Genomic DNA, 14,412 nt, shown 5'->3' with positions numbered 1-14,412 from the left:
CTATTGTTTGTTTTTGTATTGGACTGCAAAGATATAATTCGTTTCTTTGCAGTCCAAATTTATTTTAATTATTTTTTGATATGGGTCACAGGGCGGGTTTTGTAAGCATTATTGGTAAACCTAACGCAGGTAAGTCTACCTTAATGAATGCCCTGGTGGGCGAAAAGATGTCGATCATTACGCCTAAGGCGCAAACCACAAGGCATCGTATACTGGGCATCGTGAATACTGACGACCATCAGATCGTGTTCTCTGACACGCCTGGCGTGATCAAACCGCATTACGCCCTGCAAGAAAGCATGATGCACCAGGTAAGCGGCTCGATCGTTGATGCCGACCTGATCCTGTTAGTGACCGATATTAACGAGACGCACGATGAGAACGAGGTGCTGGAGAAGTTGGAAGGTTCGTTAGCGCCACTGGCCGTGCTGATCAACAAGATCGATAAAAGCGACGAGGCCACCGTTAAACAAAAGATCGAGTACTGGGAGCAAAAGCTGAAGCCCAAAGCCATATTTGCTATATCGGCTCTACATGAGCACAACATCAAAGCCATTATGGACTTTGTGATCGATAGCCTGCCCGAGCATCCACCCTATTACGAAAAGGACTTCCTGACCGATCGTAACGACCGTTTCTTTGCTTCGGAGATGATCCGTGAGCAGGTATTCAAACAATATAAAAAAGAGATCCCATACAGCACTGAGGTCATCATCACCGAGTTCAAGGAGGCTGAGGACATCTACCGCATCAGTGCCGAGATCATTGTGGAGCGCGATTCGCAAAAGAACATCCTGATCGGAAAGAACGGTGATATGCTCAAGATCGTGGGCACTTATGCCCGCCGCAGCATGGAGGAGTTCTTTCAGCGCAAGATCTTCTTACAAATGTTCGTTAAAGTGATCGGCGACTGGCGCAGCAAGAAAAATTATCTTAAAAAATTCGGGTACGAAGATTGATCATTGTGACCTTGTGTCACCAGCCCTCCGTATCTTTGCAACGAGCTGTCAAACATTGACCGTTCACAACTCACCATTAAAATATGAGTAATATAGTAGCCATTGTGGGCCGCCCTAACGTGGGCAAATCCACTTTATATAATCGCCTTACCGAAAGCCGGAAAGCCATAGTTGACGATTTTAGCGGTGTTACCCGTGATCGCCATTACGGTATAGCCGAGTGGGTAGGCCGCAGCTTCAACGTGATCGATACCGGCGGTTATGTAGCTAATTCTGATGACGTTTTTGAGGCCGCCATACGTGAGCAGGTACAGATCGCGATCGATGAGGCCACCGCCATACTGTTCGTGGTGGATGTGACCACCGGAATAACCGACCTGGACGATGAGATAGCCGTGATGCTGCGTAAAGGCAAAAAACCGGTATTCGTGGTAGTGAACAAGGTGGATAACACCTCGCTACAGTCTGACGCCACACTGTTCTACAGCCTTGGCCTGGGCGAGATATTTAACATCTCTTCTATGACCGGTTCAGGCACGGGCGAATTGCTGGACGAGTTGGTGAAGACCTTCGACGATGAACCGGCCGAAGAGAACACCTTGCCTAAATATGCCATCGTAGGTCGTCCTAACGTGGGTAAATCATCTATCATCAATGCGCTTATCGGTCAGGACCGCAATATCGTTACGCCTATCGCCGGCACCACGCGCGATTCGATCCACATTCATTATAACCGTTACGGTCATGAGTTCATGCTGATCGATACCGCCGGTCTGCGTAAAAAGACCAAGGTAAAAGAGAATATCGAGTTCTATTCGGTGATGCGTACCATTAAAGCTTTGGAAGAAGCTGATGTGGTGGTGTTGATGATCGATGCGGTTGAAGGACTGGAATCACAGGATATCAACATCTTCCACCTGGCCGAAAAGAACAAGAAAGGTGTATTGATCGTGGTGAACAAGTGGGACCTGATCGAGAAGAACAATAAGACCATTAAGGTATTTGAAGAGCAGATACACGAAAAGATCGCACCGTTCACCGATGTGCCGATCATCTTCACTTCTGTATTGGAGAAACAACGCTTGCTTAAGGTTTTGGAGACAGCCGATAAGGTTTACGCCAACCGCAGCAAAAAGATCCCAACGTCGAAGCTTAACGATGTGATGCTGCCGATCATCGAGAACTATCCTCCGCCATCGTTAAAAGGTAAGCACGTTAAGATCAAATACGCTACACAGATCAATGGTAACGCGCCAATGTTCGCGTTCTTCTGTAACCTGCCGCAATACATCAAAGAGCCTTACCGCCGCTTTATAGAGAACAAGCTGCGCGAGAACTTTGACTTTGAAGGTGTGCCGATCCAGATATTCTTCAGGCAAAAATAATAGCCTCTTATTGACGCAATAAAAAAGGCCATTGCGTATTGCAATGGCCTTTTTTATTTTATTGAAGTAACGATTACAGGATCTTGAAGCCTACGCTCAATGCCCAAAGGTTGGCACGTTGTCCGTACTTTTCATTGATCTTGGTTAGGCCACCCTCGTAGCGCAGGTCAACGTTGATACTGCCGATATCCACGCCAGCACCGGCCTGGAAGCCCAGGGTGCTGTTCTTATAATCGCCAAAATCATTGATAGCGCCTGATGCATTGTTGGCGGCGCTGGTGTTCTTGTCAAGGTTGTAAGAGTAAACCGGACCAAGCATTGCACGTACGTTGATCGTACCGGCATTAACGATCTTAGTACCTACCAATAACGGCACGTTAAGCGTAGTGAAGGTAACCTTACTGGTGGCCGTAGCGCTGGTACCTCCGGCCACATTGGTCTCAAATTTGCCACCGCGGCTGCCCAGGTAAAGCTCGGGCTGCAGGTACAGGTTGTTACCGATGCGGCCATATAGACCTACCTGATAACCGGTAACGGTAGATTCAGTCAGGTCATCACGGTTGATCTTAGAAAGGTTGATCCCGCCTTTTATACCGAGCGATGCCTGAGCTTTAGCGCCTGCAATAGTGATCACCAGCAGGGCAATGCTTAAAATGTACTTTTTCATGTAGGTGTAGTTTTATAGTTAACGCTAAGATAAGTTTCGGACCGGAAGGTTTAACCTTTTGTCACAATTTTACGGCCGATCTGCAAAAGTGGTGTTTTTTTATATTTTTGTCTTCATGGCAAATATCAGCATAAGCAATAAAGATTGGCCACGTGTCAAGATCAAACTGAAACGCAAATATAATCATCTGACTGATGCCGCGCTGCAATATACCGAAGGGCAGGAAGAGGCACTGATCAATAATCTGACCAACCTCGTGAACCGCAGCCGTGAGTATGTGGTATTTACGCTCCAAAAAGCACTGGTGAATATTGACAACAACCGTTTGTAAATAATTACGATCGCAGGGTCAACAATACGGTGTCGTTTTACGTATCTTTAAGATATTGCCCTCTAAAGCAGTGAGCTGAAGGAATTATGAGCGTGAAAAATGTATACCGTAAAGCGGGTATGGTCACCGGCCTGGCCTTGTTGGCCATAGGTGTTGTCAGTTTCAAAGATGACCTTTTCCAGATATCCAAAAATCTGGATGTTTTTGCTTCTGTTTATAAAGAGGTAAACCTGAACTATGTGGACGATATCAATTCGGCCAAAATGGTCAAGACCGGCGTGGATGCCATGCTGAACGGTCTGGACCCATATACCGAGTTCGTTCCTGAATCTGAGATCGAGGATTACAAACTTCATTACATCAGCACCCAATACGGTGGTATAGGTACCAGCATCTTTTCACGCAATGGCAAAGTTTACGTATCAGAGGTATTTGAAGGTTACCCTGCTCAAAAGGCCGATGTACGCGCCGGCGACCAGATCGTGAAGATCAATGACATCGAGCTTACCAGCCGCAATAGCGAACAGGTTAGCCAGTTACTTAAAGGCAGCAAAGGCGCCGGCATTAAGCTGGTGCTCAAACGCGGTGAGGTAACCATGGAGAAGAGCCTCGTTCGTGACGAGATCAAACAGCCTAACGTATCCTACGCAGGCATGGTCGATGGCAACATGGGCTACATCAAACTCGACAAATTTTTAGAGAACTCGGCCGATGAAGTGACCAACGCCCTGGCCAGTATCAAAAAGAATAATCCAAGCGGCATCATCCTGGATCTGCGCTCTAACGGAGGTGGTATCTTACAGGAGGCCGTTAAGATCGTGAACCTTTTTGTACCTAAGGACATGGAAGTGGTGTCGCAAAAAGGAAAGATCAAAGAAAAGAATTTCACATACCGCACGGTAAGCAATGCCATGGAGCCGGATCTGCCGTTGGTGGTATTGGTGAATGGCCGCTCGGCATCAGCTTCAGAGATCGTGGCCGGTGCCCTGCAAGATCTTGACCGTGCCGTGGTGATCGGTCAGCGCAGTTACGGTAAGGGCCTGGTACAACAAACCTTTAGCTTACCTTATAGTAGCCTGGTCAAGATCACCATCGCTAAATATTTTATCCCGTCGGGCCGTTGCGTGCAAGCGCTTGACTATGCTCACCGTAAGGATGATGGAAGCGTGGTGAAGATCGCCGATTCATCTTTACATGAGTTCAAGACCCGTGCGGGCCGCTCGGTGTATGATGGCAGCGGCGTTTACCCCGATTTGACCATCAAACAGGAACGCTTCGCCGATGTGACGCAGACCTTGGTGGGCAAGTACCTGATCTTTGATTTCGCCAACAATTACCGCAACACGCATACTAAGATCAGCGCTCCCCGTAGCTTCACGCTTAACGACGAGGATTATGCGGAATTTGTAAAATATCTGTCGAGCAAGAATTACAGCTACAGTACTGCCAGCGAAAAGATCCTGACCGCGCTCAAAACAGAGGCTTCAAAGGACAAGCAATATGCTGAGCTACAGCCCGAACTAGAGGCATTGAAAAATAAACTGGCCAGCACCAAAAAGAACGACCTGCAGGTACATAAGCCCGAGATCAAACAAGTGCTGGAGAATGAGATAGCTGCCCGCTATTATTACGAAAAAGGCCGTTACGAGGCTAACTTTAAATACGACAAAGAACTGGCCCTTGCCGTAAAGACCTTGCAAGACAAGCCTCAGGTATTGGCGATATTGAAGGGCGAAGGCAACTATAAAGTGATCGGCAAACCGCAGCTTACCCTGGCAGCCGCCAAGACCACCGGCACCGACGGTAATTAACTGCCTTTCATTCGCAATTATGATATAAAAGCAGCTTGATAGGCTGCTTTTTTTGTTGATATGAATGCCTTGGGTCAGGAAAGCCATCAGGACGGTTCACATACTAACGGTATCTATATTTAGCGCAACTAATACCAACCGTTAAACAGATACAGATATGATCTTAGAAAAATTTTCGTTCGGCATGGGCGATCGTTTCGCGCATCAGGGCGAAGCACAGCTTGCCGCAGTTGCCAGGGCCAAACAACAAGGTGTTGACATCACTCCTGTATGGAACAAATCAAATCGCGAACACAAGACCGTAAAGACCGAACCTGCTGAGTTACGCGCCGAAGCTGATGCCGCCGTAAAAGCGCTGGGTTGGACAGGCCCGTACCGTGTTGACGCCGATCATATCACGCTGGCCACAGTTGATGGCTTTATTGCAAGTTCTGACTTTTTCACCCTCGATGTGGCCGATTTTATTGGCAAGCCCGCTCCCGATGCCGAGATAGAGGCGTTCATCCAGCGTCGCCAACAATTCGTGGGCAGCTTATCGATACCGGGCATCGAAGAAAAATTCGAGATTACTGAAGAAAAACTGCGCGACATTGCCGGCAAATTTTTGCTGGCTGCGATCGAGGCGGGTAAATTATATAAACATATTGCCGATGCTAAAGGTGAAGACAACTTCATTGCCGAGGTATCAATGGACGAGGTGAACGACCCGCAAACACCTGTTGAGCTATTCTTCATCTTAAGCGCCCTGGCCGATAATGGCATCAAGGCGCAGACCATCGCCCCGAAATTCACCGGCCGTTTCAATAAAGGTGTTGATTATGTGGGTGATCTAGCGCAGTTCACTAAGGAGTTCGAGGAAGATATACTGGTGATCAGGGGGGCGATCAAGGAGTTCGGCTTACCGGCTAACCTGAAACTGAGCGTACACTCCGGTAGCGATAAGTTCTCGCTGTATGCCCCTATCAGCAAGCTGATCAAAAAGCATGATACCGGCATTCATCTTAAAACGGCAGGCACCACTTGGTTAGAAGAAATGATCGGTTTGGCAGAGGCGGGCAATGAAGCATTGGAATTGGCCAAAGAGATATACCTGGACGCCCTGGGCCGCTTCGACGAATTATGCGTGCCTTACGCCACCGTGATCGATGTAAAAAAAGATCTGCTGCCTACAGCCGAAGAGGTACAAGGCTGGAGCGGCGAAAAATTTGCCAACAGCCTGCGCCATGATCAAAAGCACCCCGACCTGAACCCTAACTTCAGGCAGATGCTGCACGTGGCCTACAAAGTGGCCGGCGAAAAAGGCGACCGCTATTACGCTGCCTTAAAGAAATACAAAGATGTGGTAGCGGCCAATGTTACCCTGAACCTTTACGAGCGCCACATCGTGCCATTGTTCTTGAGCTAAGCGTTAAAGATCATAAGGTTGATGGCCACACGCGGTAAGCGTGTGGCCTTTTCATTTAAAAAGGAATTTGATAAATTATTAAATAGATAGAACTAGGTTGATATAGAAAATGCGTACGGTCAGTATAGAGTTCCATCCAATGCACTGTAAAGTTCGCTTCGTTCCTTGCAATGATGTGGTGGTAGCAAGATATACTATGCCCCCCGATCGTAACCGAACCGATACACACGAATTTTTAAACTTTTGACCTGCAGTGTTTGTCATACTTCCAAATTTTAGCAGAACAAGCACCATGAAAAGATTCATCATTGCAGCGGCCATTTTAGTAAGTGGTGTTGCAGCTACCCATAAAGCCGATGCACAGGTAAGTTTGAATATCAATATCGGCAGCCAGCCAGACTGGGGCCCGGTTGGTTATGACCATGTAGACTACTATTACCTGCCTGACATTGATAGCTACTACGCCGTAGATACGCACGAATACGTGTACCTGAACGATAACCGCTGGATACGCTCACGCAGCTTGCCATCACGCTTTGGTAACTATAACGTTTACAACAACTATAAAGTGGTGATCAACGAGCCTCGCCCGTGGGAACGCGCCGCCGTGTATCGTAGCCGTTATGCCGGTTACCGTGGACGCCATGACCAGGTGATCATTCGCAACAGTAAGGAAACTAAATATGTGGATCATTATAAACCCGGCAAAGGACCGAAAGGCGGCCCTGGCAAAGGTAACGGTCGTGGGCCAGGACATGGTCCGGGCGGACCGGGTAAGGGTCACGGACATGGCCCAGGCGGTGGTCCGGGCAAAGGTCATGGCCACGGTCATCACTAATTGATCGATCAGTATGATTGAACAGAGCGGCACTTATAAAGGCCGCTCTGTTGTTTAATAAGCCTTATCAAAGTGTTTGAAACACTTGATAAGCAACTGGCGTTTAATAGCATACATTGAACTACAGATTCCCATCCGTATCCATTATCCTTAGATCTATTAGCAGAATGACCATGAAGAGCCTCATTACCTTAACGCTTATTGCCATTAGTGCGATGGCCTTTGCCCAGGAGCAACCAGTTACGACAGCAACAACTGCCACTGCCAAACCTGTGGCGATCATGCGGCCGGTCACCTACCTGCGTACCCTTACCTCACGTAACCGCACCCTGCGTGCCGAGATGTACGATGCCGACCAGACCGATGGCGACGTGGTGACGGTATTTTATAACAATAAGCCCATCATCAGCCACTTCACGCTCGACCACAAGCGCAAACGCATATTCCAGATCGTACTCAAAAAAGGCATGAACAGCTTGGTGATGCAAGCCGAGAACGAAGGTACCACCCCACCCAACACCGCCGCCCTTTACCTTTATAGCGGCAAGAAACTCATTCGCCGCTTGGTACTGGCCTCTGATCTGAAACAAAGCCAGGGCGTAAAGATCAAGTATTGAAAGTGTTGTCTTATCTGCGCTACATGCTGTTGGCGCGATCATGTCGCTTTTCACAACGCACAGACGGATAATTTAAAACACTGGCGTACAACTCATTATAGCGCCTTTCAAATTAATTTTAAAGATCTCCTTAAACCTTCCATCCTATTCCTACTCTATCAAGTGCTTTTGCAAATAAGGAAGCGGCCACAAAGAGAGTAAGCGATAATATCTTTTTGGCTCGCTGTAGCGTTAGGCATGCCAACAATGTCTACGCTATACCGAAGCAAAAGCGACCTAACTTTATACACAACAAATGTCACTCTACCTAAACCCTATATCACCAGTTAGTGCGCCGGCCAACACCGGCGCAACAACGCTCCCTCAAGGTCTGATCATTTAGACCTTCCTAATTCACCATCATTTTCCGACCCATGTAATGGATACCAGGTATCCAAATGGAAAGCTATTGCCCAGCCACAAAGGTCGCCTAAACTGAATAATTATTAATAACACACCTATTTTATCACAATCACACACAACATGAAACCATTTAAACAATTATCCAAAGCTTTTACCTTAGCCGCTGCGGCCTTGATCATGCTCAGCACGTCATGCAAAAAAGATAACGACGGTGCCGACAGACCTGCCAATGGTTTTAAACTTAAGCGGGTAGAGGCCTCGGCCACCAACTACACCAACTTTGAGTACAATAGCGCCGGTCATATCACTAAGATAACGACCGCCGAAGATGGCGAGACGGACGTGATCGACCTGGCTTACCAGAACAATAAGCTGTTCAGCCTGACCTCATCTGACCAGGAAGCACTCAAATTCACTTATGCTACCAATGGCCTAACCGACCGGGTAGACATGTATCAAGGAGGTTTGCAGGGCGCCAATGTGGGCTATTTTAAGTTCAGCTACAACAACGCCGTTTTGAACGACATCGTTACTTACGGACTCATCCCCAACGAGGCCAACCCGGTGCCACTCATTAAAACCACCTTTGAGTACTACGCCAATGGCGATATAAAGACCCAGCGTGACCTTCAATACAACTGGTTGACCAAGACTTATGTGCTATCAGAAAGTACCACTTACGAGTATGACACCCACGACAACCCGTTGTATAGCGTGAGCGAGATCTATCAGCTTAAGTTCGAGGCACCATCAAAACATAATCCGGTAAAAGCCACTGTTACTGATGAGAATAATGACTTGGTGCGCACCACCACTTACGCCTACACTTACAACAGCAACGGCTACCCAACTCAGGCCCAAACCAAGGTTACCGAACCCGGACAACTTAATCCGACCGTGAGCACCGTCAAATTCAGCTATCAATAAGTGGTGCAGGCCATAACAGTCATCTACAAAAAAGCCGCTGACCTGATACAGGCAGCGGCTTTTTCATTTGTCTCATTTGATCATTTAGCAAAGTTAAGCACAAAGGAACTGCCCGACACGCCATCAGACTCCACCTTAATGGTACCGTTACACAGCTGTATGATCTTACCGGCAATGTACAGGCCGATACCGCTACCCGGAACGTCGCGCGTGTTATCGGCACGATAGAACGAGCGGAATATCTTATCCACATCATTAGCTTGGATGCCGGGGCCTTTGTCGGTAATGGTCATCACGATGTTGTGTTCCAATACCTCAAAATGCAGTTGCACCGGCGCATTACCCGAAAATTTGAAGGCATTATGGACAATATTATTGATGGCGATGTTAAGCAGGGGCTTGTTTCCTTGTATCACCAGCGCATTCTCGTCCTCAGGCATATCGGCCAAAATGATGTCGAGCTTGCCTGCATCCTTTTTGTTCATCCAATACTCTTGCAGCTCCCACACCAGTTCGTCCATGCGCACCGGAGTGAGCACGGCCTGGGTGTAATTGAAGTCTACCTGGGCCAGCTCCATTAAACTGGTGATGGTCTCCTGTAAATGCATGGCATCGGCCGATACAGATCTTAGCACCCGTTCGTATTCATCCATGTTACGAGGCTTTTCGAGTGCCACATCAGCCTCGCCCATAATGCTGGTCACGGGAGTGCGCAACTCGTGCGACGCGTTGGACACAAAGCTGCGCTGCATCTCGAAGGCATTCTCCAACCGTTCTAAAAGATTATTAAAGTTACTAATGAGCTCATCTATCTCATCCTTATTCTTATTCTCCTTGATGCGTAAATGCAGGTTACTTGACCGGATCTGCCGCATTTGCCCAATGATGCGTTCAATGGGCCTCAACGTATTTTTGGCCAGCCATTGGCCCGCAAAGAACAAGCACACGCTGAATACCACAAAGAACGCCGTAGCGATCTTGCCCAGTTGAATGATCCGCTTACTAAAATTCTCATCAACGGCCGAGGCCAGGATCACAAAGTTGCCCTGGTTGTCGCGATAATACTTACCGATCACCTGCCTCGACCCTTCCTGGTACATTATGGAGCCATCCTTACGCACCTGTTCAATGATGTCCTTGGTCCAATCGATCCGGTTGCGGGTATTAAAGGCCGAGGTGTTCGACTCGTCGTACACCCGGATCACCTCATCGGGTAGTTTTTCCAGATATTGTTGCTGTATCTGCAGTAGCGAGTCCTCTCCTATCTCATCGGCTTTGAGGTACAGTTTGGAGGCCACGTTCACGCGGTCGTTAAGCCTGTTAATGAAGTCGGTCTTAGAGTATGCGAACACCGCAAAATATACACCCAGTAGCACTAGCAACAACGCGCCGCAACTGATCAGGGTAAAGTATAGCGAGAGGCGGGTCTTGATCTTCATGTGCTACGGTTTGATTAACGTTGCTCTTTCATGATATAGCCCATGCCGATCACGGTATGGATCAGCTTGGTATCGAACCCCTTTTGCACCTTGTTGCGCAGGTAGTTCACATATACATCAACCATGTTGGTACCGGTATCAAAGTTAAGCCCCCATACTTTCTCCATGATGTACTCACGCGAAAGTAGCTTGTTAGGGTTGCGCATGAATAGCTCAAGCAGCACGTATTCTTTAGCCGTTAACGATATCTTTTTCCCGGCCCGTTCGGCCGTCTTGTCCCAGGTATCCAGCTTAAGATCGGCAAAGCTGAGGGTATGGTCTACTGATTCGGCAATGTTACGCCTGCGCAACAATGCCTCTATACGGGCCAACAGTTCGTTAAAGTGGAAAGGCTTCAACAAATAATCATCAGCACCGGCTTGTAAGCCGTTCACCTTGTCATCAATGGTACCCAGGGCGCTCAGCATCAAAATAGGTACCTGCGTTTGCTTTTGCCTGATCTGCTTACAAAGGTCGATCCCGTTAATGAGGGGCAGCATCACATCCAGTATAATGAGGTCATACTTTTTTTGAAGCACTTCTGACAGGCCTGCCACACCATCGCGCGCCACATCAACATGATAGTGATGCTCATTCAGCCCTTTTTTGATGAATGACGATACTTTGTCCTCGTCCTCTACTAACAGTATTTGTGCCATGCCCTTGCTATAATTGTGCGTGAGGCCGCAGCCCTTCGCCGAACAGCAAACTTAACAAAAGTATGCACTGTTCATACAGTTATCTGCTGGCATTCACGTAGAAAGGTATGTTAGCGGTAGCCACTTTGTTGTGCCCATCACTTACATACATAAAAAGCCGATATGCCCCTTCTTTTTCGGGTGTTTTCAAGGTCGCTTTGTCATACCGTTCCGCTTTGATCAGCCCCGCAATTGGTGCCGGGCGCGATTCACGGTCGCCGCCCTGTTTCAGGTCAGTACTTTCGGGAAGTAACTCCCACCGGGTGGTAAGTTGATCATTGTCCGCGTCGTTCACTTTGAGTTCGATAGGGTAACTTGACCCGGGTTCGAGATAGATGTTATCGGTAGCGCTTTTTCCATTCAACAAAGCTTCGGCCAGGTGCGGCGCACGATCAGCCGGATATTTACCTGTCCATAGATACTGCATCAAATCCACCACTTCGTTCTCTTCACCGGCCTCGGTAAATAAGCCGTACCACGTCGGTGTGCGTTCCTGCTTTTGCCCCCATAAGAACACGTATGAACCCAGGCAATGCTTATCCTTTTGAATGGATGCCTCATAACGACTTTTATAAACGGCGGCTTTTTGGCTGCTGGTCTCTTCTACCGATGCCTTCCATGCCGTTTGCGGGCCTTCCCAATGGCCGGTAGGCCCCCATTCGGTCACTATGTAAGGGCCTTGCCATCCGGCACGGGCCAATTGCTGCGGTACACTGGCCAATCCGCCGTAAACCTGCACCGAAAGCAGGTCGAGCTGCGGACAACGTTCTTTGATCAGGTCTATCTCGCGTTTGTTCACGCCCGCCAGCATCGTGGTAGCCGGGTGGTTGGGGTCCTCGGCATGGATCATTTTGGCGATATCGTTCACCGCGTTCCAAACATTGGGATTCTTGTAGTCAAGGTTCAGCTCATTGCCTATGCCCCAGATCAGCAGCGCCGGATGGTTACGATACTTGATCACCTCCTTACGTAAACGCTCCAGTTGAGCATGCACTGCGGCGGTATCATCATAGTTAAAGCCGTGCCTTTCGCGGGCCACATTGAGCCCCATGGTAACGGTAAGGCCAAGGCTTTGTGCTTTGTCGAGCACCTCGGTGCCGTTGCGGGTATCCCAGGTGCGGATCGAGTTGCCGCCGTATCGGGCCAGGCGGTCGGTATAATTGGTACCGCCAGCGCCTTTGATGAAATAGGGTTTGCCGTTGCGCAACAGTTCAAAACCATCTTTAGTGGCTTTGACTTTCACGGGCACCGGACCCTGTGCATGGCAATTCAAGGTAAAAAACGCCCCTGCTACCAAGGCTAACAACATGGAAAAGATCTTCATAGGAAATAATTGGTGAACGCAATATCCCCTTTTTTAACCAAGTGTACAAGTAACACTATTATGCACAAAAGCCCTGCTGATATGACCAACAGGGCTTGGATATTGAGTGATATTTGTTGATAACGGTTTAACGCTTCCAACCACCGCCCACGGCGCGGTACAGGTTAATGGCCGATATAAAGATGTTCTTTTTAGTATTGGCCAGTTCGAGCTCCGCATCAAGCACGTTACGCTGGGCGGTGATGATCTCGAGGTAATTGGCCCGGCCCACCAGGTACAGATCCTTAGCTACCGACACTGCATTGTTGAGCGCCTGCACCTCCTGCTGCTTGCGCGAATAGATCTGACTGTAGTTCTCCACCCCTTTGATGTTGTTGAGTACCTCCTGGTAACTGTTCAATACCGTTTTTTGGTAGTTGTACAGCGCCTGATTGCCTTGAGCTATGGCCGTTTCATAATCGGTGCGGATCTGGCGCTTGTTAAAGATCGGCGCGGTAAGTCCGCCGATCACACCCCAGGCCACCGAGCCGGGATTGAACAACAGTTTGGAGGCGAAGGCATTGAAGCCAACGTAAGGCGTTAACGTTAACGACGGAAAGAAGGTCCTGTGCACGGCCTTGATATCCGCATTCATGGCGCGAAGCTCCAGGTCGGCCTCTTGTATGTCGGGCCGATTGAGCAGCAACTGGGTCGGTACGCCCGCTTTTAATACCGCCGGCAACTTTAGGGTATTGATCGAGGTATCGCGAACGATGTCTTTCGGGAATTTGCCGGTCAGGAAGTTCAGCTGATTCTGCGTCTCGGTGACCTGCTGCATCACGGCGTATTCCAGTCCCTGCGTACGTTTTAGCTGCGCCAAAAATTGTTGAACGGCCAATTCAGTAGCACGGCCACCCAGCTTTTGGACCTTGATGATCTCGAGCGCATCGTTCTGCAGGGCAATGTTCTTGCGGATGACGCGCAACTCATTGTCAAGTGCCAGCAATTCGTAATAAGCCGTGGCGATCTGCGCGGTGAGCGACGTGATCACCATGCGGTAGCCTGCCTGGCTTGCCAAAAAACGAGCATAAGCGGCTTTTTTACGGCTACGTAATCGTCCCCACAGATCGACCTCCCAGTTACTGCGGAAACCCACAAAGTAATCAGGCGTTGGGTTAGGGATACGCTGATCACCGTTGATGTTGGGCGACAGGTTGGTGTCATAGTTACCCACTCCGTTCATGGTGTAATCCCCATAACGTTCCACCCCTGCGCGGGCATCGCCATTTAGTGAGGGCAGCAACTGCACCTTGTTATATTTAAGGTTGGCGTTGGCGATCTCGACACGCTGCAAGGCGGTCAATATATCAGGGTTTGCCGCCAAGGCGGTATCGATCAGTTGTACCAGGTACGTATCGGTGAAAAAGCTGCCGATGGGTAAAGCCGCCACGTTGGTGCTGTCGGTTTTGCCGGTATAAGTGGCAGGTACAGTATCACGTGTGCTGGTGGGTATGGTCTTGAGCGGATGACATGCCGCCAAACCGATCACGATCAGCAGCGAGAATATATGGATCTTATATTTGAGCATAAA

Annotated in this window: 13 protein-coding genes; 8 read left to right on the top strand and 5 right to left on the bottom strand. The window is 48.7% G+C overall.

Annotated elements, in window-relative coordinates:
• The first annotated feature begins 80 nt into the window (after positions 1-80).
• Complete coding sequence (gene era, locus LLH06_RS01850) at positions 81-959, top strand: GTPase Era (RefSeq protein WP_228171559.1); 879 nt, start codon at positions 81-83, stop codon at positions 957-959.
• A gap of 83 nt (positions 960-1,042) precedes the next feature.
• Complete coding sequence (gene der, locus LLH06_RS01845; protein ID WP_228171558.1) at positions 1,043-2,344, top strand: ribosome biogenesis GTPase Der; 1,302 nt, start codon at positions 1,043-1,045, stop codon at positions 2,342-2,344.
• 73 nt (positions 2,345-2,417) lie between these two features.
• Here the strand turns inward: der and LLH06_RS01840 are convergent, their stop codons facing one another.
• A complete protein-coding gene (locus LLH06_RS01840) occupies positions 2,418-3,011 on the bottom strand; it encodes a porin family protein (RefSeq protein ID WP_228171557.1) in 594 nt (197 codons plus the stop codon).
• Between the two features lie 115 nt (positions 3,012-3,126).
• Here LLH06_RS01840 and LLH06_RS01835 point away from each other — a divergent pair, with 115 nt between their 5' ends.
• From LLH06_RS01835 to LLH06_RS01810, 6 genes are all read left to right on the top strand, one after another.
• A complete protein-coding gene (locus LLH06_RS01835; RefSeq protein WP_228171556.1) occupies positions 3,127-3,342 on the top strand; it encodes a hypothetical protein in 216 nt (71 codons plus the stop codon).
• Between the two features lie 86 nt (positions 3,343-3,428).
• Positions 3,429-5,153 carry a S41 family peptidase gene (locus tag LLH06_RS01830; protein ID WP_228171555.1) on the top strand — a complete coding sequence of 575 codons (1,725 nt, stop codon included), beginning with the start codon at positions 3,429-3,431 and terminating at the stop codon, positions 5,151-5,153.
• Positions 5,154-5,310: 157 nt separating this feature from the next.
• On the top strand, positions 5,311-6,558 hold the full coding sequence (locus LLH06_RS01825; protein WP_228171554.1) for a tagaturonate epimerase family protein: 1,248 nt from the start codon (positions 5,311-5,313) through the stop codon (positions 6,556-6,558).
• Positions 6,559-6,850: 292 nt separating this feature from the next.
• Positions 6,851-7,396: a hypothetical protein gene (locus LLH06_RS01820; RefSeq protein ID WP_228171549.1), complete on the top strand. Its 546-nt coding sequence runs from the start codon at positions 6,851-6,853 to the stop codon at positions 7,394-7,396.
• 173 nt (positions 7,397-7,569) lie between these two features.
• Positions 7,570-8,013 (top strand): hypothetical protein, encoded by a 444-nt coding sequence (locus tag LLH06_RS01815; RefSeq protein WP_228171547.1) that lies wholly within the window; start codon positions 7,570-7,572, stop codon positions 8,011-8,013.
• A gap of 522 nt (positions 8,014-8,535) precedes the next feature.
• The gene (locus LLH06_RS01810) at positions 8,536-9,342 is read left to right on the top strand and encodes a hypothetical protein (protein WP_228171545.1); all 807 of its coding nucleotides are present in this window, start codon (positions 8,536-8,538) and stop codon (positions 9,340-9,342) included.
• Positions 9,343-9,422: 80 nt separating this feature from the next.
• Here the strand turns inward: LLH06_RS01810 and LLH06_RS01805 are convergent, their stop codons facing one another.
• From LLH06_RS01805 to LLH06_RS01790, 4 genes are all read right to left on the bottom strand, one after another.
• Positions 9,423-10,781, bottom strand: a complete 1,359-nt coding sequence (locus LLH06_RS01805) for a HAMP domain-containing sensor histidine kinase (protein WP_228171544.1) — start codon at positions 10,779-10,781, stop codon at positions 9,423-9,425.
• A 14-nt stretch (positions 10,782-10,795) separates the two neighbouring features.
• On the bottom strand, positions 10,796-11,479 hold the full coding sequence (locus LLH06_RS01800) for a response regulator transcription factor (RefSeq protein ID WP_228171543.1): 684 nt from the start codon (positions 11,477-11,479) through the stop codon (positions 10,796-10,798).
• Positions 11,480-11,558: 79 nt separating this feature from the next.
• Entirely contained in the window at positions 11,559-12,842 is a 1,284-nt protein-coding gene (locus LLH06_RS01795; RefSeq protein ID WP_228171542.1) for a glycoside hydrolase family 2 TIM barrel-domain containing protein, read from the bottom strand.
• 127 nt (positions 12,843-12,969) lie between these two features.
• A complete protein-coding gene (locus LLH06_RS01790) occupies positions 12,970-14,409 on the bottom strand; it encodes a TolC family protein (RefSeq protein ID WP_228171541.1) in 1,440 nt (479 codons plus the stop codon).
• Between the last annotated feature and the right edge of the window lie 3 nt (positions 14,410-14,412).

The organism is Mucilaginibacter daejeonensis (assembly GCF_020783335.1).
Lineage (GTDB): Bacteria > Bacteroidota > Bacteroidia > Sphingobacteriales > Sphingobacteriaceae > Mucilaginibacter > Mucilaginibacter daejeonensis.
This window is presented reverse-complemented; position numbering and strand designations above follow the sequence as displayed.